The organism is Burkholderia sp. Bp9016, from assembly GCF_003857765.1.
GTDB lineage: Bacteria > Pseudomonadota > Gammaproteobacteria > Burkholderiales > Burkholderiaceae > Burkholderia.
Genome location: NZ_QTPY01000014.1, coordinates 75,022 through 98,731 on the forward strand (window position 1 = coordinate 75,022; position 23,710 = coordinate 98,731).

At 63.3% G+C, this 23,710-nt stretch carries 25 protein-coding genes and 1 pseudogene; 23 read left to right on the forward strand and 3 right to left on the reverse strand.

Annotated elements, in window-relative coordinates:
• Positions 1–96: 96 nt before the first annotated feature.
• The 23 genes and pseudogenes from DIE13_RS18415 (at position 97) to DIE13_RS18525 (ending at position 21,511) form a co-directional block, all read left to right on the forward strand.
• A complete protein-coding gene (locus DIE13_RS18415) occupies positions 97–1,197 on the forward strand; it encodes a phage protease (protein WP_124828485.1) in 1,101 nt (366 codons plus the stop codon).
• On the forward strand, positions 1,194–1,598 hold the full coding sequence (locus DIE13_RS18420; protein ID WP_124828486.1) for a hypothetical protein: 405 nt from the start codon (positions 1,194–1,196) through the stop codon (positions 1,596–1,598). Before DIE13_RS18415 ends, DIE13_RS18420 begins: the two co-directional genes overlap by 4 nt.
• An 11-nt stretch (positions 1,599–1,609) precedes the next feature.
• A complete protein-coding gene (locus DIE13_RS18425) occupies positions 1,610–2,527 on the forward strand; it encodes a Mu-like prophage major head subunit gpT family protein (RefSeq protein WP_124828487.1) in 918 nt (305 codons plus the stop codon).
• Between the two features lie 115 nt (positions 2,528–2,642).
• Positions 2,643–3,194 carry a hypothetical protein gene (locus tag DIE13_RS18430; RefSeq protein WP_124828488.1) on the forward strand — a complete coding sequence of 184 codons (552 nt, stop codon included), beginning with the start codon at positions 2,643–2,645 and terminating at the stop codon, positions 3,192–3,194.
• Positions 3,195–3,197: 3 nt separating this feature from the next.
• Positions 3,198–3,623: a gp436 family protein gene (locus DIE13_RS18435; protein WP_124828489.1), complete on the forward strand. Its 426-nt coding sequence runs from the start codon at positions 3,198–3,200 to the stop codon at positions 3,621–3,623.
• Positions 3,623–4,318, forward strand: a complete 696-nt coding sequence (locus tag DIE13_RS18440) for a DUF1834 family protein (RefSeq protein ID WP_124828490.1) — start codon at positions 3,623–3,625, stop codon at positions 4,316–4,318. Before DIE13_RS18435 ends, DIE13_RS18440 begins: the two co-directional genes overlap by 1 nt.
• 3 nt (positions 4,319–4,321) lie before the next feature.
• The gene (locus DIE13_RS18445; RefSeq protein WP_124828491.1) at positions 4,322–4,528 is read left to right on the forward strand and encodes a hypothetical protein; all 207 of its coding nucleotides are present in this window, start codon (positions 4,322–4,324) and stop codon (positions 4,526–4,528) included.
• Positions 4,529–4,767: 239 nt separating this feature from the next.
• Positions 4,768–5,958, forward strand: a complete 1,191-nt coding sequence (locus tag DIE13_RS18450) for a phage tail sheath subtilisin-like domain-containing protein (RefSeq protein ID WP_260435058.1) — start codon at positions 4,768–4,770, stop codon at positions 5,956–5,958.
• A gap of 36 nt (positions 5,959–5,994) precedes the next feature.
• Positions 5,995–6,372: a phage tail protein gene (locus DIE13_RS18455; protein WP_124571555.1), complete on the forward strand. Its 378-nt coding sequence runs from the start codon at positions 5,995–5,997 to the stop codon at positions 6,370–6,372.
• Positions 6,369–6,764, forward strand: coding sequence for a hypothetical protein (locus DIE13_RS18460; RefSeq protein ID WP_124828493.1), 396 nt, complete (start codon positions 6,369–6,371; stop codon positions 6,762–6,764). Before DIE13_RS18455 ends, DIE13_RS18460 begins: the two co-directional genes overlap by 4 nt.
• Positions 6,765–6,901: 137 nt before the next feature.
• On the forward strand, positions 6,902–9,148 hold the full coding sequence (locus DIE13_RS18465) for a phage tail tape measure protein (protein ID WP_124828494.1): 2,247 nt from the start codon (positions 6,902–6,904) through the stop codon (positions 9,146–9,148).
• Position 9,149: 1 nt separating this feature from the next.
• On the forward strand, positions 9,150–10,436 hold the full coding sequence (locus DIE13_RS18470; protein WP_124828495.1) for a DNA circularization protein: 1,287 nt from the start codon (positions 9,150–9,152) through the stop codon (positions 10,434–10,436).
• A complete protein-coding gene (locus tag DIE13_RS18475) occupies positions 10,420–11,547 on the forward strand; it encodes a phage baseplate assembly protein (RefSeq protein ID WP_124828496.1) in 1,128 nt (375 codons plus the stop codon). The genes DIE13_RS18470 and DIE13_RS18475 overlap by 17 nt, the downstream gene beginning before the upstream one ends.
• Positions 11,544–12,146 carry a phage baseplate assembly protein V gene (locus DIE13_RS18480; protein ID WP_124828497.1) on the forward strand — a complete coding sequence of 201 codons (603 nt, stop codon included), beginning with the start codon at positions 11,544–11,546 and terminating at the stop codon, positions 12,144–12,146. The genes DIE13_RS18475 and DIE13_RS18480 overlap by 4 nt, the downstream gene beginning before the upstream one ends.
• A 60-nt stretch (positions 12,147–12,206) precedes the next feature.
• Positions 12,207–12,557 (forward strand): phage GP46 family protein, encoded by a 351-nt coding sequence (locus DIE13_RS18485; protein WP_124828498.1) that lies wholly within the window; start codon positions 12,207–12,209, stop codon positions 12,555–12,557.
• Complete coding sequence (locus DIE13_RS18490; RefSeq protein WP_124828499.1) at positions 12,557–13,618, forward strand: baseplate J/gp47 family protein; 1,062 nt, start codon at positions 12,557–12,559, stop codon at positions 13,616–13,618. The genes DIE13_RS18485 and DIE13_RS18490 overlap by 1 nt, the downstream gene beginning before the upstream one ends.
• Positions 13,618–14,214 carry a putative phage tail protein gene (locus tag DIE13_RS18495; RefSeq protein WP_185731209.1) on the forward strand — a complete coding sequence of 199 codons (597 nt, stop codon included), beginning with the start codon at positions 13,618–13,620 and terminating at the stop codon, positions 14,212–14,214. The genes DIE13_RS18490 and DIE13_RS18495 overlap by 1 nt, the downstream gene beginning before the upstream one ends.
• 1 nt (position 14,215) lies before the next feature.
• The gene (locus DIE13_RS18500) at positions 14,216–16,690 is read left to right on the forward strand and encodes a tail fiber domain-containing protein (protein ID WP_124828501.1); all 2,475 of its coding nucleotides are present in this window, start codon (positions 14,216–14,218) and stop codon (positions 16,688–16,690) included.
• A gap of 22 nt (positions 16,691–16,712) precedes the next feature.
• Entirely contained in the window at positions 16,713–17,678 is a 966-nt protein-coding gene (locus DIE13_RS18505) for a phage tail protein (protein ID WP_124828502.1), read from the forward strand.
• A 6-nt stretch (positions 17,679–17,684) separates the two neighbouring features.
• Positions 17,685–18,416: a DUF4376 domain-containing protein gene (locus tag DIE13_RS18510; protein ID WP_124828503.1), complete on the forward strand. Its 732-nt coding sequence runs from the start codon at positions 17,685–17,687 to the stop codon at positions 18,414–18,416.
• 141 nt (positions 18,417–18,557) lie between these two features.
• Positions 18,558–19,352, forward strand: a complete 795-nt coding sequence (locus tag DIE13_RS18515) for a DNA adenine methylase (protein WP_124828504.1) — start codon at positions 18,558–18,560, stop codon at positions 19,350–19,352.
• 509 nt (positions 19,353–19,861) lie between these two features.
• Positions 19,862–20,179 (forward strand): annotated as a pseudogene (locus tag DIE13_RS18520) (AAA family ATPase); the annotation flags it as partial.
• A 267-nt stretch (positions 20,180–20,446) separates the two neighbouring features.
• Positions 20,447–21,511 carry a glycosyltransferase family 4 protein gene (locus tag DIE13_RS18525; protein ID WP_124828505.1) on the forward strand — a complete coding sequence of 355 codons (1,065 nt, stop codon included), beginning with the start codon at positions 20,447–20,449 and terminating at the stop codon, positions 21,509–21,511.
• Positions 21,512–21,610: 99 nt separating this feature from the next.
• Here DIE13_RS18525 and DIE13_RS18530 read toward each other — a convergent pair whose 3' ends face one another.
• From DIE13_RS18530 to DIE13_RS18540, 3 genes are all read right to left on the reverse strand, one after another.
• Positions 21,611–22,198, reverse strand: coding sequence for a YSC84-related protein (locus DIE13_RS18530; RefSeq protein ID WP_098556119.1), 588 nt, complete (start codon positions 22,196–22,198; stop codon positions 21,611–21,613).
• 233 nt (positions 22,199–22,431) lie between these two features.
• The gene (locus tag DIE13_RS18535; RefSeq protein ID WP_162826239.1) at positions 22,432–22,881 is read right to left on the reverse strand and encodes a hypothetical protein; all 450 of its coding nucleotides are present in this window, start codon (positions 22,879–22,881) and stop codon (positions 22,432–22,434) included.
• Positions 22,882–23,209: 328 nt separating this feature from the next.
• A complete protein-coding gene (locus DIE13_RS18540) occupies positions 23,210–23,500 on the reverse strand; it encodes a PsiF family protein (RefSeq protein WP_124828506.1) in 291 nt (96 codons plus the stop codon).
• Positions 23,501–23,710 lie beyond the last annotated feature (210 nt).

The window sequence follows — 23,710 nt, forward strand, 5'->3', positions numbered from 1 at the left end:
TTCGAATTGCCATCCCCTCATCCGAATCCGGTGAGATCACTTCCCGCTGACATTCGTCCACTGAATTATTAGCACGCCGGCCGCCACCATGGCGGCATGGACAAGCTCTTCTTCGCCTCCCTCTCGCTAGAGATCACGCCCGGTTCCGGCACGCTGCAATTGCTGCCGGCCGGCGACTTCCGTGCGAACGACGGTCGCCCCGCCGAATGCGCCGCCTGGCGCGTCACCCCTGACTGCGCGAAGCGTCTGGTCGCGGCGATGGCTGCCCGCAAGACACCGATGGTGCTCGACTACGAACACCAGACGCTGTCGGCCGCGACGAGTGGCACGCCTGCGCCAGCCGCCGCCTGGATCAAGGCGGTCGAGTGGCGCGAGGGCCAAGGGCTTTATGCCACCGACGTGGAATGGACAGCGCGTGCGTCGGCGTTCGTCGAGGCGAAGGAATACCGCTTCATCTCGCCGGTGTTCACCTACGACGCCGAAGGCAACGTCCTGCAGCTCATCAACGCCGCGCTGACCAACAACCCGGCGCTCGATGGCATGGACGAAGTGATGCTCGCTGCGGCGTCCCGTCTCGTCTCCCCCGAATTTTCACCCACCGCCGGCCGGGATGCGCCGGCCGATCCTTCTCAGGAGCAATCCATGAAAGAGCTGTTGGCCGCGCTGCGGCTGATCTTCAATCTGCCGGCGACGGCCACCGAGCAGGAAGCCACGGCGGCGGCCACGGCGTTCGCGAAGGTGCTCGGCGCGACCGACACCGCGCCGGTCGACGTGCGTGCCGTGCTGACGTCGCAGGGCGAACGCATCACTGCGCTGACCAGTGCGACGCCCGATCCGGCGAAGTACGTGCCGATCGAGACGATGAACGCGCTGCGTGACCAGGTCGCGACGCTGACCAACCAGTCGCAGCAAGGCCAGGTCGACGGCCTGATCACGGTGGCGCTGTCCGACGGCCGCCTGCTGCCGGCCCAGGAGTCGTGGGCCCGCGACCTGGGCAAGTCGAATTTCGCGCAGCTCAAGCAATACCTGGACACGGCCACGCCGATCGCGGCGCTGCGCAGCACGCAGACCGGCGGCCGTGAATCGGGCGGCGGCAAGGAAACCGAGGTGACGACGGAAGCCGGCGAACTCGCTGTCTGCCGCCAGCTCGGCCTGACGCCGGAACAGTATGCGAAGACCAAAGGAGGTGCGAAGTGAGCGCGACGACCCAGGATCGCAACACCCCGTACATCGACGGTGACACCGTTGGCGTGCCCGTGAAGGCCAACACCGTGATCCGGGCCGGCGTCATCGTCTGCGCCAGCGCGGCCGGCCTCGCGGTGGAAGGTTCGACGGCAACCAACCTGACGTACCTCGGCCGCGCCGAACAGTACGTCGACAACTCGACCGGTGCCGATGGCGCGAAGACCGTCCAGGTCCGTCGCCTGAGAGCGTTCAAGTGGGAAAACCTCGGCACCGATGCCGTCACTCAGGCGCAGCTCGGCAAGGCGTGCTACGTCGCCGACAACCAGACGGTGGCCGCAACGGACGGCGCGGGCACGCGCTCGCAGGCCGGCATCGTCGTCGGCGTCGACGCCGATGGCGTCTGGGTTCAATAACAGGAGCAACCATGCTGGTCAACGCACAATCGATCAACCAGATCTTCATCGGCCTGCAGGCCATCTTCAACAACGCCTTCGAAGCTGCGCCGTCGACGTGGCAGCAAATCGCGATGCTCGTCCCGTCGAGCGGCCGCGAGGAGCTGTATGCGTGGCTCGATCGCTTCCCGAAGATGGCGAAGTGGATCGGCGACAAGAACGTCAAGGCGCTCAAGGCACACGGCTACACCGTGATCAACGACGACTTCGAGGCCACGGTCGAGGTCGATCGCAACGACATCGAAGACGATCGCCTCGGCATCTACGCGCCCCAGGCGCAGCAGGCCGGCTACTCGGCCAAACAACTGCCCGACGAGATCATCTACGACCTGGTCAACCACGCGTTCGAGAAAAACTGCTACGACGGCCAGTACTTCTTCGACACCGATCATCCGGTCGGGCGCGGCGTGACCTCGAACAAGTTCGCGCTGCCGCTCACGATCGCCGGCCAGGCTGCGGCGATCGCGACCTACGGGTCGGTGCGCACCGCGATGCGCAAGGTACAGGACGACGAAGGCCGGCCGCTGAACATCACGCCGAACGTCCTGCTCGTTCCGCCGGCACTGGAAGACGTGGCGAACGCACTGATGACGAACGACCGCCTGAACGACGGCATGCCGAATCCGTACAAGGGCACGTCGAAGGTCGTGTGCGATGCGCGGCTGCTGTCCGACACCGCGTGGTACCTGCTCGACACGACGAAGCCGATCAAGCCCTTCGTGTACCAGGAGCGCAAGGCGCCCGTATTCGTGCAGCAGGTCGATCCGGAAGCGAATGACGTGTTCATGCGCAAGAAGTTCAAGTTTGGCGCAGAAGCACGCGCGGCCGGCGGCTTCGGCTTCTGGCAGCTCGCGGCCGGCTCGACCGGCACCGGCGCGATCCCGCAGTAACACTTCGCCCCTGAGCACTGCCGCGCGACGCCGATAAGCGCGGAGGAAGGTAGCCCCGGAGCTGCGGTCGATGGTGGGTTCCGGTTGCGCGACACGTATACATATAGGACAGGTCATGGAAAAGCAGAAACACCCGGCCATTTCGGTGGCCGCGAAGGCGGACACCTTTCGTCGAGCCGGCCATGTATTCGGCCGCACGCCGCAAACGATCGCGCTGGCAGCGTTTCATCCGGACGCATACCGCGCGATCACCGAGGACAAGTCTCTGGTGGTGGTCCACACGGCGATCGAACTCGACGAAGCGGAAGCGGAACGGCTCCCGCACCACCACGCGGACCACGTGAAGAAGCATCTGGCCCACGTCGACACACTGACGCTCCAGGTCAGCGAGGACGACGCCAAGCGCGCCCTGGCGCTCGCCGACATCGAAACTGACCTGACTGCACGCGAAGCCGCACTCGCGAAGGCACGGGCCGAGCTGGATGCAGCCGAGGCCGACCTGAAGGCCCGCGTCGTCGAGTTCGACGAGCGCTACGCGGGGCTGGTCACGCGCGAGAACGACCTGAACGAACTCGCGCGCCAGCTCGACGAGCGCCAGGGCGCGATCGACGCGGCCGAGAAGTCGACCGCAGGTGCCAAGAGCAGCAGCCAGGGCCGGAAGTCGTAAGCCATGGGATACGCCACTCAGGACGATATGGTGAGCCGATTCGGGAGCATGGAAGTCATCGCGCTCACGGATCGCGAACGCCTGGGCGAGATCGATTCGGCATTGCTGGCGCGTGCCCTGGATGACGCGGCGGCAGAGATGGACACCTACCTCGCCGCGCGGTATCGCCTGCCGATCACCAACGTGCCGCGTTTCCTGGCTGGATTGTGCTGTGATATCGCCCGCTATCGCCTGGTCGGCGCTGAAGCGCGGGACACCGACGAGATTCGCAACCGCTATCGCGACGCCATCAAGTTCTTGACGATGGCGGCCGACGGTACGGTCACGCTTGGTGTCGACCCGGCTGGTTCGACCGTTCAACCCGGCAACACGATCCGCTTCGATCAAGGCACGCGGATTTTCTCGTCACGTGATCGAGGAGCGTTCTGATGAGCGATACGACATCCGGCGCAGTCGGCACGTACGTACCGATCATCACGGCCGTCGAGCTGGCGATGGTCGACCGCCTGAAGCGTGGTCTCGGGCGGATGGTGTCCGAGGTCAAGACCTACGGCGGCGAGTTCGACAGCGACGAGCTGGATTCGGTCGTGCGGCGCTTCCCGGCCGCCTGGGTGACGTTCGGCGGCGTCCCGCGCACCGATCCGCACAGCACCAGCCGGTCGAAGTGGAAGTCGGAAGCGACTTTCGTCGTGATGGTCGGCGCGCGCAGCGTGCGCAGCGAGGAGTCCAGTCGACACGGTGGCGTCGCGAAGGCTGAGATCGGCACCAACCTGCTGATCTCGTGCGTGCGGCATCTGCTCAATCAGCAGGACATGGGGCTGCCGATCCGCAACTTTGCGCCTGGTCCGATCCGAACGCTGTTCAACACGCAGGTGCGCGGCGACGCGATGTCGGTTTACGCACTGGAGTTTCGGACGGCATGGATCGAAGACACGTTGTTCGTCGGAGCATTTCCGCAGGGTGAGTCCGAAGGCCCGCTCGGCCAAGTGTTCGAGGACTATGGCGGCCAGATCGACCCGCCAACGCCCGACTTGGATGCGGTGCTGTTCAGCTACTTCCTGAAGCCAGGCGAATCGTCTCAGCCGGACGCCCAGGATTGGGTTCTGAAACCATCACAGGAGTGATTGATGAAAGTTATCGCGCGAAAGGGATTGCGCGTCCCGATGGAGACCGGGTTCCGACGCTACGTCACGGACTCGGTAGTGGTCGATGTTCCGAACACGACGTATTACCGACGTCGCATCGCGGAAGGCGATCTCATCGCCGAGCCGAAGGTGATTGCGGCTGCGGAGAAAGTCGCTTCGAGTGACAAAGACAGCGCGAAAGGAGCCTGAATATGGCAAGCAAAAATGTCAGTCTCAGCACGATTCCGTCGGGCATTCGTTCGCCGGGTCAGTACATCGAGTACAACACGACGCTTGCGCTTCGTTCGTTGCCGACCAATGATCAGAGTCTCTTGATCGTCGGCCAGCGCACGGACGCGGGAACGGTGCCGGCACTGGTTCCGACCGACGTCTATTCGAGCGACGAGTCCGCGCTGTACTTCGGTGCAGGATCGCTGATCGACATCGCCGTGCGTGCGGCGATCACGGCAAATCCGTACATCTCGATCACCGCGATCGCTGTCGACGATGCTGCCGCTGGCCAGGCGGCGCACGCAACGGTGACGTTCGCGGGAACTTCCACTGTCGACGGCGCATTCGCACTCTACGTGGGCCGGCAGCGCATCGATGTTGCCGTGAACGTCGGCGACACCGCAGCCGACGTCGCCGCCGCGATGGTCGCTGCGATCGTGCAAACGCCGTCCCTGCATGTCACGGCTGCGGCCGAGGACGCGGTGTTGACGATCACTGCGAAAAACAAAGGTGTGACCGGAAACAGCATCCAGTTGTCGCAACTCAATCAAGCTGCCGGGATCACGGCAGCGATTGTCGCGATGGCGGGTGGCCTGAACGATCCGGACCCGGAACCCGCGCTGGATGCGGTCTTTGCATCCCGGTACACGATCGTTGCCTCTTGCTGGGCGCAACTCGACGCGTTGACCAAGATTCGATCGTTCGCCGACCGGATCTCGGGAGCGATGGAAATGCGCCCGTGCGTCGCCGTCGCAGGTGTGGTCGGCACCATTTCGGAAAGCGCGACCCTCGCCAGTTCGATCAACAGCGGGCGCATCACGTTCGGTTGGTATCCGAATTCGGTCAGCCACGTCGCGGAGGTCGCGGCCGGCTATGCCGCCGTGATCGGGAGCGAACCCGACCCGGCACGCCCGTTCAACACGCTTCCGATCGCCGGACTCGACGTGGTGTCCGTCGACAAACAGGCAAGCCGGACCGAAAAGGAAAAGGCGCTGCACGAAGGTCTGACGCCGCTCGAAGTCGGGCCGGACAACAACTCGGTTCAGATCAAGCGTGCGATCAGCACGTATCTGGTCAATCCGCAGGGGGTGAACGACCCGTCGATGCTCGACATCACCACGATTCGGTCGCTCGACTATTCGCGCAAGGCATGGCGTGAACGCTTCTCGCTGCGTTTCTCGCGCTCGAAGCTGGCACCGCGGATTCCCGCCCAGGTGCGCAGCGAGATGCTGGACGTGGCATACAAACTGGAGGATTTGGAAATTCTCCAGGACATCGACACCTGGAAGAACTCGTTCATCTTCGAGAAGGATGAACAGAGCATCGGCCAGTTGAACGGCAAATTGCCGGCGCCGGTCGTGCCCGGACTCCACGTGTTCGCGGCCGAGATCGATCTGATTCTCAGCTAGCGGGACGGGTTCGATTCGCAACAATAGGAGCAGGAAATGGCACTTGAAGAATACGTCGGGGCGATCGTGCTCGAGGTCGACGGCAAGGAAGCCGAGGTGGTGTCGGTCAACCCGACGTCACAAACCGGCAAAAAGCCGGTGCGGACCATGAACCGCACTGGTCGCGTGAAGGGGTTCGCACGCGGCGTCGAGTCTCATGAGCTGAAGGTCACGGTCGTGATCCCTCTCTCGGGCGACGAGATCGACTGGTGGAACATGGAAGGCGGCAAGCTGACCATTTTCCCGGCGTCGCCGGGTGGTAAGCGTGTGAGCTACCAGGACTGCGTCACGCAGGACATGGGCGACCAGTATTCGGTGGACAACGAAGCGCGTCGCGATCTGACGATCTTCGCAACTCGACGGGTGGAAGAATGAAACTGACGGAAAAGGGTTCGCTGGAATACGGCATCGAGTATCCGGTCGACAGCGGCGAGCTGCACTACGACTTCGAGCTGCGCCTCGCCACGGTCGCGGACAACATCGCGGCATACGAGGAACCGACGATCATCGGTGGCGGCGTCTGCAACATGCGCGTGAACGCTGCGGTGCTGGCACGGAGCATTGTGTCGCTCGGCACGATCCCGACCGAAGCCATCACGGCCGAGCTGATCGATACGGCCGTCGACAGCGACTACGACATGCTGTTCGCGGCGCAGGAACGGCTCAAAAAAAAGCGAAAGGAGCTGAAGCCCGGTTACGTCCCCTCCGACTTGCCGCCGTCATCCTCGGGCAGCACGGTATCGGCGACGAGCGATTCCGGCAACTGACAGACGTCGAGCTGGAGGGATATCTCGATGCGATCGCCACGCTTCGCGGCAAAGGGCCGAAGCGTGGCGATCAACACACCGAGGCCCGAACCATCAGGAGCTTGCGCCGCAAGCGTCCCAAACTGAAGACCTGACCTATGCCCCGCGATCTCGAAGTTGGCATGACAGTACGGATGCGGGACCAGGTCTCCGCACCGTCTCAGCAGGTAGAGCGAAACGTCCAGCGCGGCGTTAAGCAAACCGCGCAGTCATACACGGACATGTCCCGCGTCGCGGTCACGTCGAGCCGCATGCTGTACGACGTGCGTATGACGCAATCCGCGCGTGCCGAACAGGCTGTCCAGCGCAACATCCAGCAAACGCAGGTAGCCCAAGCGCGCGCCGATCGGAACATGCTGACGTCGTCGCAGCGCCTTGCGGCCGCGCGGCAACAGATCGGCATTCGTTCCGAGCAAACCATTCGCCGCGAGATCGACCAAACGGTCGCCGCATATAACCGTCTCGCCCGCGCCGGGTTTGCATCGACCAACGAACAGGCTCGCGCATTCGCGGCGCTGAGTGGTCGAGTCGCAGACCTGCGTCGTGAGCTGAGTGGCGTCCAGCAACAGGAAAGCGCGCTCGCGCGCACCGGGCGTGGCATCGGCATGGCGTGGAAGGCTGGCGCAGCCGTCGCAGGTGCAGCAGCCGGCACGATGGTCGTCGCACCTGCCGTCAACGAAACGATGGCCTACGATCGTCGGTTGACGATGATGGCGAACACGGCATTCTCCGATCGCAGCGTTGCCGGCCGACGCCAGGGCGTCCGCGAACTGGATGCCGCAATCCGCAATGCTGTTCGCCAGGGAGGCGGTTCTCCTGACCAAGCGGCCGACACGCTGGACAACCTGCTCGCCTCCGGCGCGGTCAGCGACAAGACCGCGATGAGTATCCTGCCGACGCTGCAGAAGTTCGCGACCGGCTCGGGTGCGAACCCGAACGAGCTGGGCAACATTGCGATCCGGGCGATGCAAAACTTCGGCATCAAGGAAGCCGAGATTCCCCGGGCGCTCGACATGGCGCTCAAGGGCGGTCAGGCCGGTGGCTTCGAGCTGAAGGATATGTCGAAGTGGCTGCCGCAGCAGATGGCACTCGCCAAGCAGGCCGGCATGTCGGGCCTGCAAGACTTCGGCCGCCTGGTCGTTGCCAACCAGGCAGCCGTCATCACGGCCGGCACGAAGGACGAAGCCGGCAACAACCTCGTCAACCTGCTCGAAAAGCTCAACTCGCAGGACACGCAGCACAAGGCGAAGGGACTCGGCATCGACCTGACGGGCAGCCTCGCATCGTCGCGCGCCCAGGGCGTCAACGCGATCGACGCTTTCGTCGGCATAGTCGAACGCGTGATGTCCCGCGACAAGCGCTATCAGCGCAACCAGGCGGCGCTTGCGCGCGCTCCGGAGGGTGAGCGTAAAGCCATCCTCGAGAGCCAGGCTAATCTGCTCGAAGGAACGGCAGTCGGCAAGCTGATTCATGACCGCCAGGCGATCGGCGCGCTCGTCGCGTACATGGGGCAGCGAGATTATCGAAAGCAGGTGTCCGCCCAGGTGTTCGATCCGAAATCGGCCATCACTGACAACTTTGCGCTCATCCAGGGCACGAACTCATTCAAGGTTGACCAGGCGCAGAACGAGCTGTTCTTCGGGCGTCAGGATGCCATGTCGGGCTTTAACGACAAAGTCGGTGATGCTGCGTCGAAGCTGACCGACTATGCCTCGAAATATCCGGCCCTGACATCGGCCATCGAAGCGACGACAATCGGATTGCGGACGATGACGGCGGCGCTGACGCCGCTCGCGTTCCTCGCTGTAATTCGCGGCGGCGCTGGATTGGCCGGCGGTACTGCGGCCGGTGCCGGCGTCGCAGGTGCGGTAGGTGCTGGCGCGGCCGGCGCGGCATCGTTCGGCGCGCGCTTCAGCGGGATGGCTCGCACCCTCGGCCCGATCGGTGCCGCGATCGGCATCGGCGCGAGCGGGTTCGAAGCGTACTCGATCTCGAACGACGCGTCGCTGACGCCTGACCAGAAGAAGGCCGGCTACATCGGCACGGCGGGCGGCGCTGTCGGCGGCCTCGCCGGCATGGGTGCGGGCCTGATGGCCGGCGCAGCAGCTGGATCTGTCGTGCCTGGATTCGGAAACGTCATCGGTGCCGGTGTCGGTGCTGTCGCCGGCTACTTCGGTCACGACCTGGGCGAACGCCTCGGCAAGATGATCGGCGATGCGATCTATGCGCAGAAGAAAGACGAGAAGCCGCCGATCGTCGAAGGCCACTTCACGATCAACCTCGACGGTCAGCACCTATATGACTTCGTCACCACGGCCAACCAGAAGAACGCGCTGAGGAATTGACATGGCGTGGAAAGATACCCTGCAGGATGCATCGTTCCGGGGCGTCGTGTTCGACGTGCAACGCACCGACGATCCTATCGAGCGCGAGGTCGCGCGCTATGCGTATCCGCATGTCGACGGCGAAGACATCGTCGACATGGGACAAAAAGCGCGCGAAACGTCCCTCTCCGCGATTTTCTTCGGCGACGACTACGACGAGCGGCTGAAGACATTTTTAAACGCGATCTCGCAACCAGGTCCGGGCGAGCTGGTGCACCCGGTGTTCGGCAGCATGCCCGACATGCAGTTCCTCGGTGGGCACGTCTCGCACAACGCCGACGACGTCGACGCGTGCCAGGTCGAGCTGCGTTTCGCGAAGGCCAACCCCGGCAATCCATTCTTCACAGGCGAACTCGCGACGCAGCGCGCGGATGCAACCGCCCAGGTCGCGCAGACTGCGCAGGACAGCGGCGTGAGCGCGTTCGCGACCGCGATGGATGCGTTGAAGTCGGCGAAGGCCGGCCTGCGCCGCCTCAATTCGCTGCGCGATCTGATGTCCGACACGCTCGGGCCGATCCGCAATCTTGTGACGGGCTTCCGGTCGACGGTCCTGGACTACGTTGACTTCCCGCGTGCATTCGCGAGCGATCTGATTGGCCTGGTCAGCGGCGTTGCCGATTTCCGATCGTTCGACGCGGGCCTGGTCATGTCGGATTGGGACGGTCTGCGGTCGCAGATGGACACCATTGTGAAGCTGCCTGCCTCGTCGGCGGCCGGCGAGACCGTGACGATCCCAGGCACGCCAGCATCGACGTCGACCAGCTCGTCGACCACGTCGGTATCGCGATCGCGCGACGCCGACCCCGCGGATGTTGCGATGGTGGCCGCGCTTGTCAGCACGGTCGTCGCCACGACGCTGGCCGGCATCGCGTCGGACGTACTGGCGAACGAGCTGGACACACCGACCCTGACGCCCGACGACGTCGAGTCGATCTCGAATGACACGCGTACGCACCTGCAGGCCGCGATCGATGGCGCGCGGGAATCGATGGCGCTCGTCGACTATCGCCCCGTCGTCGAGCCGATGAAGGATACGGCGCTCGCGGTGCAGGAGCTGGCGGTCGACGTGATCGACCAGTTGCCACCGATCGTGTCGCGCACGATCGATGCACCGTCCAACCTGACGCTGCTCGCGTTCCGATGGTATGGCGACTACTCCCGATCCGCCGAGCTGATGCGTCTCAATCCTGGCATCCGCAATCCCAATTTCATCTATCGAGGAGACGTGCTTCGTGGCTACGCAAGATGACACCGTGTCGGTTCTGATCGGCGGCCGTGTCCATAGCAAATGGACCGCGTACTCGATCGACTCCGACCTACTCACGCCTGCCGATGCATGGGAGGTTCGCCTCGCCAGGCCGACAGGGCCGATGCCCGCGTCCGTTGCGGCCGGCGCACCAGTGCAGGTGAAGGTTGGTTCGGAAACTATCCTGGTCGGCTATGTCGATGCGGTTAAACGTCATACAAGCAAGAGGCAGCGAACGCTGTCGATCAACGGCCGCGATCTGGCCGCGATCCTGCGTGACTGTTCAGCGCCTGTCTTCACGGCGAAGCAAGTCACGCTGCACGACGTCGTTGCGAGCATCGTCCGGCCGCTCGGAATCACGAAAATCCGGATCGATACCGAAAAAGAGATCCCGGCCTGGGACAAGGTATCGGTCGATCCCGGTGATACGGCATGGGACGCACTGACGCACGCGGCAGAAGGCGAAGGATTGTGGCCGTGGTTCGATCCGGACGGGACGCTCGTCATCGGCGGCCCGGACTACAACGCTGCGCCGGTCGGGAAACTCATCATGCGCAACGACGGCGGCGGCAACAACGTCGAATCGTTCGACGAAGAACAATCGATCGCCGAACGTTACTCGGACGTCACGGTGCTGGCGCAGTCGCACGGCACACGCACCGAGCGGGGAAAGAATGCACTGAAGGCGACCGTGAAGGATTCGCAAGTGACGGTATATCGACCGAAGGTCTACGTTGACCACGATGCGCCGAACCTTGATGCCGTCACCGCGCGCGCTCGCAAGATCATCTCTGATTCTCGGCTCCATGCGCACACGCTGAAGGCCGTGGTCAAAGGTCATCGAACGGAAGGCGGTACGTTGTGGAAACCCGGCCAGCGCGTCCACATCGTTTGGGAGGAGTACGGGATCGACGCCATCTATTTCCTGATGGGTCGTCGTTTCGAAGGCGGTCGCGAGGACGGCGCGCGCACGACGCTTACGTTCAAGGAAGATGGCGTCTGGGTGCTCGACGCGCATCCGCACACGAAGCGCAAGCACCGCCACAAAGGAGGTGGTCCGCTGTCAATCATCACGACCGACGCGAGCGGAAACACGACGGAGTCGAAGCAATGATTCACGAAGTCCGCAAGCAGATCGATCGCGCGCTGGCTGGCGTGCGTCAGGCATACCGAGCCGTGATCTCGTTCTGCGCGAGCGACACGCCGGTGCAGCTCGCCCAGGTCGACGGCCTCGCCGCAGAGACGACGCCCGACATCGAGCTGTTCCAGCACTATGGATTTACTTCCAATCCGCCGGAAGGCTCGATGGCCGTCGTCATCCCTCTCGGCGGTAAAACGAGCCATGGTGTTATCGTGGCCACGGAGCATGAGTCATACCGTATTCAGGGTTTGAAACCAGGCGAGATCGCGATTTATACCGACGAAGGCGACTCGATCATATTTCGGCGCGGCAGGATCATCGACATCGTCACCGAGACGCTGAACATCGCGGCCTCGAAAGAAGTCAACATGGACACGCCGCGCGTCAACATGACGAAGCAGCTCAACGTCCAGGAACAGATCACCGGCCAGGGCGGCATGGCGGTTTCCGGCGGCAACGGCGTCGAGGTCGACGGCAGCATGAAGGTCTCGCAAGACGTCGAGGCTGGCGGTAAGAGCCTCGTTCATCACAAGCACCCCTACGACGACGGCATAACGGACGAGCCGGTTTAATCGCCACCGACTGACAGCCGTCCACTAAATCGCAACGTCCATGCTAACGACAATCGTCGCATGGACGCGCTTCTCAATCCGACCACCCGAGACTACGACGGCACGCGAACGCAATCGCTCGCGAACGCGGTCTATCTCTGCCTCGAAACTCCATTCGGCTCGTATTGGGCCGATGACACGCTCGGGTCACGCCTCCACGAACTGCAGCGCGAGAAAGACACGCCGCGTGTGCGCCGTCTCGCCATCCAGTATTGCGAGCAGGCGCTGCAGCGGCTTCTCGACGATCGCCGCGCAACGGCCATCGAGATATCCACCGCAGACTCCCAGCCGGGTTGGATGGCGCTGCTGATCGCAGTCACCGACGCCACCGGCTCCATCCAGCATTTCAAGCATCCGGTGAAGGTGTCCTGATGGCCGCGACGATCAAGACGCTCGACGAGATCCGGAGCGACCAGCTCCGGGAAATCAAAAACCAGCTTCCCGACGCAGATACCGGATCGGACTCCGACCACTACGTGCGCGCGAGCGGCACCGCGAGCGCAGTCGAGGGTCTGTATTCGTACCAGCAATGGCAGACGAAGCAAATCTTCATCGACTCGGCTGATCCGGAGATGCTGCTTCGTCATGCGGCCACGTACAACATGTCGCTGAAGTCCGCAGTTGCGGCGAGCGGCACCATGCGCGTCTCAGGCACACCTGGCACGGCTGTTCCTGTAGGTTTGCAGTTCAACGTCGGCGCGGTGCTGTGCGCGACGACCTCGTCTGGAAAGATTGCCACAGACGGCACGCTCGTCGTGACCGTCGCTGCGACCGCGACCGGTTCGGATGCGAACATCATCCAGCCAATTCAGGTGCAGTTGATGACGGTTCCATCCGGCGTACAGAGTGAGGCGACATTGCTCACGATGACAGGCGGTCTGGAAACCGAAACCTACGATCAATTGCGTGATCGTCTGCTCGACAGACTGAGGAACCCGCCCGGCGCCGGGAAAGCATCGGACTACCGCATCTGGGCCATGGAGGTTCCTGGCATTACTGCCGCGTATGTGTTTCCGCATCGCGTCGCGGTCGGCCGTGTCGACATTGTTGTCATCAGCGGAAACGGCCCAGCAAGCGCTGACGAGATCGCGGCCGCGCAGTTCAACATCGACATGAAGCGGCCGGCTGCATGTCGTGCTGCGCTCGTCTTCTCGCCGGACATCATTCTCGTCGACCACCTCATCAAAGCGTCGTGGAGCGGAGTGACGCGTGATGCACTCGTCGACGCGATCACGCCGCAGTTCGAGAGCTACTACGCCGCACTGATTCCGGGTGCAAGCGCGATCAAGTCGCGGTTGGAATCGATCGTTTCGGAGGCTGCTGGCGTTATCGATCGGGAGATCGTCACGCCGGCATCGAACGTGCCGGCGATCGTTGACGCGACCCGCGTCCAATGGCTTCGCTTCGGCAGTATCGATGTGGAGCCGATGTGATGACGCACGCCGAACTCCTCGCGCTACTGCTTCCGCCAGTCAGTTACGACGCGACGCAACCAAACATCAGCGCCAGCCTCGCGGCAGAAGGAAAGGTGCTCGACGATGCGCAGGCAAGCGGCATCGCGAGCCTCGATGCGATGACGCCCGAGGGCGACGTGGCGATGCTTCCCGATTGGGAACGTGTTCTGAGCCTACCAGAGCCTGCGCTCGGCCCCGATCAATCCGATGACGTGCGTCTCGCGATGGTCCTGGAACGGCTTCGCGAGACCGGCGAAATCGATCGCGACTACTTCCTGTTCGTGGCGTTGCGTCTGGGCTTCAGCGCGAGCCTCACCGAGTTTCATCCATACCGAATCGGCACTCCGATCGGTCAACCACTCTACGGCGACGACTGGATGTTTGTGTGGCGGCTCACCGCGCCCGCGCAAACCCCCGACCTGCCGAACGCGCTTCTTGAATCGGTACTACAGCGCATCAAGCCGGCGCATACCGTCCTGCACTTCGTTTATGACGGCGACCCCGCGTTGCTGCTCCACGAAGACAGCGAAGGCTTCTTGATGACTGAAGAAAACGACTACTGGGATTTCAGCTGATATGGCGACGACCAAGCTTTCGAAGACTAAACGACGCCTCCAGTTCAAGGCCGACGACATTTTGCCGATCGTAGGAGATGGTACGAACTGGGCAGGTACTCTCGAAGACGTGGCTAAGTTCGTTGGACCGTATGTGCCTGTCTCAGAGGATCTCGTCGAGGCAGCCCAGGTAGCAACCGATGCGGCCGACCGGGCCAGCCAAGCAGCCGACAGCGCAGCGGACAGTACGGCTGCGATCGGTCAGGGTTCGTCGGCAGAGGCTGGCGATCTGTTCGGCAGCGAAATTGTCCCGATGAGTCGTGGCACTGGGCTGCTCCAATCGACGGTGGAAGACGTCGCAGCATGGGGAATCAAGGGATACAACGGTTTCACCCGGCCGGAAGGCGGCGCTGGGGCGCGACCCGTCGAGAAGAAGTTGATCGAGATCGTGTCGGTGAAAGACTGGCCGGGCGATCCATTGGATCACGAGCCGATGTTCTCGGCGGCTGCTCAAAACGCTCCCGCTATCGACAATGTGCCGCCGCCATATAACGCGGTTCCTCACCCGATGACGGTTGTTATCGAGGTGCCAGCTGACAACTACAAGCTCCCAAGGCCGGTGAACCCTCGCGGGCGCGATGTTGTATGGGTGCTTAAACCAGGTGCCAATGTCGACAATATCGACAATCTCACCGGGACCGTCGTGCGGGATGGGTTTCGCAAAACCAAGCGCTTTCCGCTCGGCACGCTCGATCAAGCGTGCGGCGCTAGCTTCACGGTCGGTGGCACGACGGCTGACAAGACAGCTGCAGTGCTGGGCGTTTCATCGACGCAGCAAATGGCCGACTATGCGCAACGTGATGCAGTCGCGCTAGTCTCAGCAGCCTATTCAATGCCGCCCGTAGTCAATGCCGCAACAGCCACATATACGGCTACGACCGCCACGATTGGTGCGCTCGACCCCGACACGGTTAAACGTCTGCTACCCGGAATGGTGATCTATACCGGGCACGCCACGCGGTGCTGCGGCATCCTGCAGGACTGGAGTGCCGATGGTTCTGAGCTGAGGGTGCTGGAGTGGCGTGCGAAGGGTGGAACGTCGGCTGTCATTCCCGCAGACATGATCGGCTTGACGATCGCTTTCGACAAGATCTGGGGTGGCAACGACGTTATCAATCTCACGTTGGATGGGTCAGCGACACAAGCTATCGGCCGCGAAATTTCGGTGCGGAATCAGCTGGGGGACTCGTCTGCGACTCTCGATGACACGACCAATTGCGTGCGGGGACTGGTCGTTGCAGCACCGACCGAGGGCACGGCCGGCTATTACAAAAACCAAGCCGGCGTCGTCATTCGCGGGAATTTCCGCTACGGCTTTGTGAGCCAAGAGCAGGACATTGGCGTCTACTACCGGTCGACGACAGGGAAAACTGGCTACCAATACTACGGTACCGGATACGGCCTGCAGTTCATCAACCCGACGAATGGCTATCTGTCGGCTCGCTGGAGCTACACCGGCGATCTAGAGATCGGGACGCGCGAGGCCGCAGCGCCGAGTGGTCGAAATATTCGCATGCAGTCAGGTGGCTTTAGCAACGCCTATGACGGACAGATTTCCGTAACAGGCGGGGCGGCAGGTTCAAATGGCGCCGGTACGATGGCCCTCAGCGCACTCAAGGTCACCTGCGGCGGAGACTTCTATCCGTCTCAAAACAACGTGCGCGCCTTGGGTCTTCCGAACTTTCTCTGGACCGTTGTTCGAGCGTCATCCGGAACGATCGAAACGTCGGACGGGAACGTTAAGGCGCTCCGTAGTGTTGATGGCGCATTCACCGACATTGAACTGACGGCATGGGGCAATGCGAAACAGGTCGTGTACCAGCTCAACGACGCGATCGCCTCGAAGGGCGCAGACAAGGCTCGTTACCACTCAGGTTATATCGCGCAAGCACTTCAGGCTGTATTCGCCGCTCATGGGCTTGATGCATCGAAGTATGGCTTCTGGTGCGAAGACGAAATCACTGAGGCGGTAAGCACCACGCAGACGGTCAAGCGTCAGAAGATGACAACGATCGATGAAACTGTCGACGTGATCGAACTGGTGGATGGCGTTCCGACGCTGCAGAAGAAGGTCATCCAACAAGAAATTGGCGTTGTGGAAATGACGCCTGTAGTCGATGAGCACGGCCAAGCGGTGCTCTGGGAGCAACTTGTTCCAGTCATGGACGAGAACGGCGACCCCGTAGAGGATAAGGATGGGAATCCCGAACTCCGGACGGAAATGCGTCCAATGATGTATGCCGTCCCCGTGATGGAGGACGTCGAAGAGACGGTGGAGGTTCAACAGCCTGTAGGGAAACGGCTGGCCCTGCGTTACGGCGAGTGTGCCGTATGGGAGGCTGCGTACATGCGCGCCAGGGTGGCGGCATTAGAGGCGCGCGTATTGGCACTCGAAAATGCATCGGGTGGTGCGCCGCAAACCACCACGAACAATTGACGATAAGCCTTATGGAGAGGCCATGCATCGCATCGATCATCCCACTGCTGTAACCGAGAAGCCGATTGCCGAGGGCGCTGGAGTACCGGGCTTTTTCTTTAAGGGCGACGCACTTAGCGGCCGTGACGCAACATGGGTGACAGCCGATTGGGCAAACGACGTCCAGGAAAACCTCTGTAATGCGATCGAGGCGGCCGGCATTGACCTTGTGAAAGGCGATGGGCAGCAGTTACTGATGGCGATCCTCGCGCTGTCGAATCGCGCCGGCATGCCGATCGGCGTTCCCGTTCCGTTCATCGGCACACCAGACAAGATTCCGTCGAACTTCGTCGTCGCGATGGGACAGACCGTTCTCCGGTCGGACTACCCGACGATCACATCGTTCGCGCTCGGTAGCGGTGTCGTCGTCGACGATGCTGCATGGCTTGGTTCGACGGTCCATCGAACGAAGTTTTCGCGCGGCGATGGCGCAGCGACGATCCGCTTGCCGGACCTGCGCGGCGAAGCAATCTATGGTGCCGATCTCGGGCGTGGCGTTCGCGGTGCGGCGATCGGCGACTGGCTCGCCGGCGACATGCTGCCGCACATTCACGTGGCTTCGACCGGTGCGGCCGGTGGACACGCGCATACCGGCTCGACGGATTCTCAGGGCATCCACGACCACGGAGGCGAGACTGGCGCGGCCGGCGCGTGGAACCCGGCTCCGGATGGTTTCTCGCGCCTCTTGAAGCCTCCGTATGTCGGTTCAATCACGGGCGGCGATACGACGAACAGTGGTAGTGAGCAGGCTGTTGGCTCCGGCGATTCGGCGGACATTCTGCCAGCTCCGGACCACAAGCATGCGATTCCGGCCGCCGGTTCGCACTTCCACAATTTCAACACCAGCGCCGCCCCCGATCACGATCACACGGTCACGATCAACAGTGCGGGCGGCACCGAAACACGCCAGCGCGGCACCGGCTACGTGTTCATCATGCGAGTTATGTGAGGCTGTATGGAAAGCAAAGAGGCCGTGGCCGTCCATCACTTTGATCCGAACTCTCTGGTCTACGCGGGCAGCAGCGTCGCGTACATCGGGCCGGCTGGCGACTGCCAGGTTCCGGCGTTCGCCATGCTCGAAGCCGCGCCTGAAGCGCCGTCCGGAAGCGTCGCGCGCGCGACCTCGATCGACGGCGGCACGTGGGAAATTGTCAGGGACTGGCGGTCGACGGCGGTCTATCGGATCGCTGACGGAAGCCGATATGAGTTCGGCGCTTCGGATGCGCGATTTGCCGCATGGGATGGGATCGGTGACATGCCGGCCGGGTTCACCGAGCAGCAGAAGCCCGACGGTTACTACGCCTGGGACGGGACGGCTTGGGCGTTCGACATCGTCGCGGCACGCGCGGCGGCTGTCGCGGCCGTCGACGCGAAGCGTGCCGACGTCCTGGCATCGCCGTTCCAGTACGGCGATAACCGTTTCAACGCCGACGCTGGGTCGATCACGCAGATTGCCGCCATGGCGCAGCTCGCGACAGTTGCGAAGCTGGCCGAGCAGCCGTATACGGCGATCTGGACGTCGGCTGATGGCGTCGATGTGATGCTCGATGCAGATGGGATGGTGGGACTGGCGATGGCCGCCGCCGCACGCCAGCCGGCCGCCTATCAGATCGCGACGCAACTCAAGAGCCAGATCGCGGCGGCCGGCGACGAAGCGGCTCTGGCCGCGATCGTCTGGCCGCAGTAAGAAAAGGACGCGGCGACGTGCCTGGTGTTGACGCACCAGGCACGTCCCGTACCCGCAGAGTGCACTGCGAATCCGGCAAGGCCACGTCACCCCTGCAGAGGCGGACGAAGGCTATCACGGCCGGACTCGATTAGCCAATAAATGCAATCAACACCGATTATTCCGTGGCTCGGCGGCAAGCGCCGTTTGGCAGACAAGCTGATTCCGTTGTTCCCGCCGCATGAATGCTATGTCGAGGCGTTCTGCGGCGGTGCTGCACTTTACTTCCTTCGGCCGGTGCCGGCACCTGTCGAGGTCATCAATGACGTTAACGGCGAGTTGGTCAACCTGTACCGCGTCGTCCAGCACCACCTGGAAGAGTTCGTTCGCCAGTTCAAGTGGGCGATCAGTAGCCGGCAGGTGTTCAAGTGGCAGCAGATGATCCGGCCGGAAACCCTGACGGACATTCAGCGCGCTGCGCGGTTCTTCTACCTGCAGCATCACGCGTTCGGCGGGAAGGTAGCCGGCCAGACCTTTGGAACGGCTACGACATCACCATCCGTCAACCTACTGCGCATCGAGGAGCAGCTCTCAGCGGCTCATCTGCGGCTGGCTGGAACGCACGTCGAGAACCTTCCCTGGCGCGAGTGTGTGCAGCGGTACGACCGGACGCATTCGTTCATCTATCTGGACCCGCCGTACTGGCAGACGGAGGGCTACGGCGTGCCGTTCGAGTTCGGGGAGTACGAGGCGATGGCCGAGCTGATGCGCGGAGCGAAGGGAAAGGTCATGGTCTCAATCAATGACCACCCGGACATCCGGCGAGTATTCGAGGGTTTCCACATGCTCGAGCTGGACATTCGCTACTCGGTCGCCAACCGGCACGGCCGGCCGGATACGAGCGGTGAGCTGGTAATCACGAACTGGAACGCGGTCGACAGCGGCGGCCTGTTCTAGTGTCAATTGAGGCGCGAAATCGGTCATGAATCAGCGATGCTTCTACTGCCTGTCGCCGGCGACATTGCTCTGCGACCATCGGTTCGGTTGGCCGGTTGGAGGGTTCGCGGCAAACAAGCACGGTAGGTATCTCGTCAAGGCCGCCACCGCGCCATTCACATGCGATATGCCGCTCTGCCTGGAGCATGCCAACAGGGTCGGTGGCATCCATTTCCGTGTGGGCGGCAAGGGATACTTCGACTCGATCGATCTCTGTCCGGAACATGCCGGACAGCCCCAGGGACATACGAATCCAATCCCGGCTGCCGAAGCGGAACGGCTACTGCGGGCTGTCCGGAATCGCGCACGGCGGCGGCTTGCGGACCAACTCGGCGATGGTTGGACGCCGCCCGTGCCTACGATCCAGGGCGAGCTATTCTAGGTGGGGCGGTGTCAATACCGGCGCGAACGGCCGTTGCGGTGGAGTGTTAAAACGGTCGCGAAACGGTGCCAAAGCGCGCGCGACGCTACACGAGCTGTCGGACGGCACGCTGCGCTACCTGTTGCTCGCGGCCGCGCTGCTGACGCCGCGCCCGCCCGCGCTGATGGTGCTGAACGAACCGGAAACGAGCCTGCATCCCGATCTGCTGCCGGCGCTCGGCCGTCTGATCGCGCAAGCCGCGCAGCGCTCGCAGGTGCTCGTCGTGTCGCATGCGGCGCGGCTCATCGCGACGCTCGAGCGCGAGGCTGGCTGCGAGTCGCTGGTGATCGACAAGCAGCTCGGCGCGACCGTGCTCGTCGACGCGGACACGCGCGACCTGCCGCCGTGGAAGTGGCCGTCGCGCTGACGGGCACTTCCAGGCTGGCCGGGATCGTCGCGGCGGGCGGGACAGGCGGGGCGGTGCGCCCGCATCGGCGCCGCACGGGCGGGCACCCGGCGGAATGTATCCTGTCTGTAACAACCCCCATAAAATGCAAGACCGGCGCTACCGGGCATCGGGATCGCGAATAATAATGGGATATCCGGCCGGCGCGATGCCGGCCCGCTCTGCACGGGATGGGGGGCGCGCGAGCGCGGCCGCCGATCCCGATCGAGGACACAGGAGACGTGGATCATGAGAATTGCCCAGATCGCCCCGCTGACCGAATCCGTGCCGCCGAAGCTGTACGGCGGCACGGAGCGCGTCGTGTCCTACATCACCGAGGCGCTCGTCGATCTCGGTCATGACGTGACGCTGTTCGCGAGTGGTGATTCGACGACGCGGGCGAAGCTCGAACCGGTATGGCCGCGCGCGCTGCGGCTCGACTCGTCGATCCGCGACCGGGTCGCACCGCACATGCTGCTGATGGAGACGGTCGCGCGCCGCGCGAAGGACTTCGACGTGCTCCATTTCCACATGGACTACTACTCGTTTTCGGTCTTCAACCGCCAGGAAACGCCGTTCGTCACGACGCTGCATGGCCGGCTCGATCTGCCCGAGCAGCAGCCGGTGTTCGACACATTCAACACCGCGCCGGTGATCTCGATCTCGAACTCCCAGCGCCAGCCGCTGCCGCAGGCGAAGTGGCTGACGACCGTCTACCACGGGTTACCCGAGACGATGTACCTGCCGCAGCCCGTCGAGCCGCGCTATCTCGCGTTCCTCGGCCGCATTTCGCCGGAGAAGCGGGTCGATACGGCAATTCGCATCGCGCGCCAGTGCGGGCTGCCGATCCGGATCGCCGCGAAGATCGACGCAGCCGACCAGGAGTACTTCGAGCGCGAGATCAAGCCGCTGTTCGCGCTGCCGCATGTCGAGTACATCGGCGAGATCGCCGACCACCAGAAGGCCGAATTCCTGTCGGGCGCGCATGCGCTCCTGTTTCCGATCGACTGGCCGGAGCCGTTCGGGCTGGTGATGATCGAGGCGATGTCGTGCGGCACGCCGGTGATCGCGTTCAATCGCGGCGCCGTGCCGGAAGTCGTGGACGAAGGCGTGTCGGGTTTCATCGTCGAGGACGAGATCAGCGCGGTGGCCGCCGTGAACCGACTGCACCTGCTGCCGCGCGCACGCGTGCGGCAACGCTTCGAGGAGCGCTTCACGTCGCGCCGGATGGCGCGGCAGTACGTCGACGTGTACCAGGCGCTGATTCGCGCGCAGAAGCGCTCGCGCTTCAAGGTGATCGACTCGACGACCTGAGCCGCTGCGCGCGCACATGAAAAAACGGCGATGCCCGCAAGGACATCGCCGTTTGTCTGCCGCTCGCGCGCGGTGCGCACGGGCGAGGCTGGCGCCGCGTCAGATCTTCAGCTTCGTGACCTTCGTGCCGTTGATCGACACGTCGCCCATCAGGCCGGCGTTCGTCAGCACGATGACCTGGACCGGTGCTGTGGCCGTGGTCGTGTCGACCGCGCCGTTCGCGCCCATCTTCACGAGCGCGACCGAGGCGCCGGCACCCGCTGCCCAGCCGTCGGAGCCGCGGAATTCGTCGAGCGCATCCTGCGTCATGAACAGGAACACGATCGCCTTCGACTGCGCGCCGGCTTGCAGGCCGACCGACAGCGACGACGTGTTGTAGTACCCGACGGTGCTGCCGCCGACGCGCAGCGAGCCGTTGCCGGACTGGCCGCCGACGATGAAGCCGGCCTGGATCACGTCCGGGAAGACCAGCACGCCGCGCGACTTCGCGACGAGTTCACGCGAACCCTTGACCGTGGAGTACATGCGCGACAGCGTGGCGTCGACGCTCGAATCGATCGCCTGACGCTTCGACGCGTTGGTCGCGGCGTTGTCGGGCTTGTCGGGGGTGGTGGTGCAACCGGTGAGCGCGAGGCTACCGACGATGAGTGCAGCGGCGGCTTTCAGCACAAGATTCCGTTTTTGCATCGTTCTTCTCCATCGGATGATGTTCGGAGTGAGTCTCGCTCAAGGAGCGGATCACGTCGGCAGTTATATCACAGTGGATTACAACCCCTTTTCGTTCAGGCGTGAAAAAGCGTCAAATCGTTTTAGGGTGTCGCGGCACGCCAACGGACGGATCGGTGCACGCACGCCAGCGCGTCGCGCGTGCGGTCGGCGGCGGGCAAGGAAAGACCGGGGCGCGGGCAGGGTCCGCAGCGTCAGTGCGGGACGGGCGGCACCGGCGGCTTGATCGGCGGGCGCCGCAGCGCGCGTCGGATCAGCGCGATCACCACACCGCACGCGAACAGGAATGCGGCCGGCACGACCCAGTAGCCGACGAATGCATGCCACAGATAACCGGCGAGCGTGTTGCGGCGCACCACGTATTCGTCGCGGGCCGCCTGCTGGCGTGCCGCATTGGCCGCGAGCACGTCGGCCGGGCAACCTGCCGCGTGCGCTTCGTCAGGATCGCCATGGCACTTCGCGGCGGCGCCGGCCGCCTGCTGCGCGTCGGTGAGCTGCCAGGTGGTCAGGGCGAGCTGCAGATCGGCCTTGTTGTACGCCATTTCCTCGCGGATCTCGCGCACGGCGACGATCGCGACGGGCACGGCCCAGAATACGATCACGATCACCCAGCGGCGGAACCAGCGGTGTTGTCTCCATGCCATCCATGCCTCCGTTTGACGCGGCGTGCGCGTTCGTCCGAGGGCGGCCCGATGGCGCGTCTTGTACTTGAATGGGCCGCGTTGCAGCCATCATAGAAGAAAACGCGGCGAATTGCCGCATCGCGTGTCGGCATTCGCACGGCGTGCCGGGGAAGGGGGCGGGAAGACGGAGGCGTGTGTGTGGGCGTGTGCGGCGGCGCAGTTGTCACCGTTCGGCCGATGTGGCGACGCATCCGCCGCCAGCTCGCACGCGTCGATGCGTATGCAACGAAAACAAAAACGCCGCGCCCGCCGAAGCGGTGCGCGGCATTCGAGACGGGAGCGCCGGGGCTCAGGCGGCCGGCTGGTTGCTCAGGCAGCTCTTCATGAACGCCTTGCGGTCGTCGCCCTTCTTGTCGGCGGCCTGGGTGTTGCAGGCCTTCATCTTTTCCTGCTGCGTCATCTTTTTCGCAGGCTTGGCCGACAGACAGTCCTTCATGAACGCCTTGCGGTCGTCGCCCGTCTTGCCGGCTGCCTGGGTGTTGCAGGCCTTCATCTTGTCCTGCTGGCTGTTCGCGGCGAAAGCCGGGGAAGCCAGCATGCCGCCGAGAAGCACTGCGGCTACGAGCGATTGGATTTTCATTTCGACACTCCCATGGGGTGAATTGCGTTTTATATCGACGCCGTCACGAAACCCGGCGCAACGGGAACAGGGCCGCATCGCGCCGCGCGCTCCGATTATGGCAAATCAACGTGAAAACACCAAAACGGCCTTCCTATAACGCCGCGGGCGGCGCGATCGTTGACGGCGGGCGCGTGCCGGCGATCGGGACAAACCATGATGCGCGGCGGG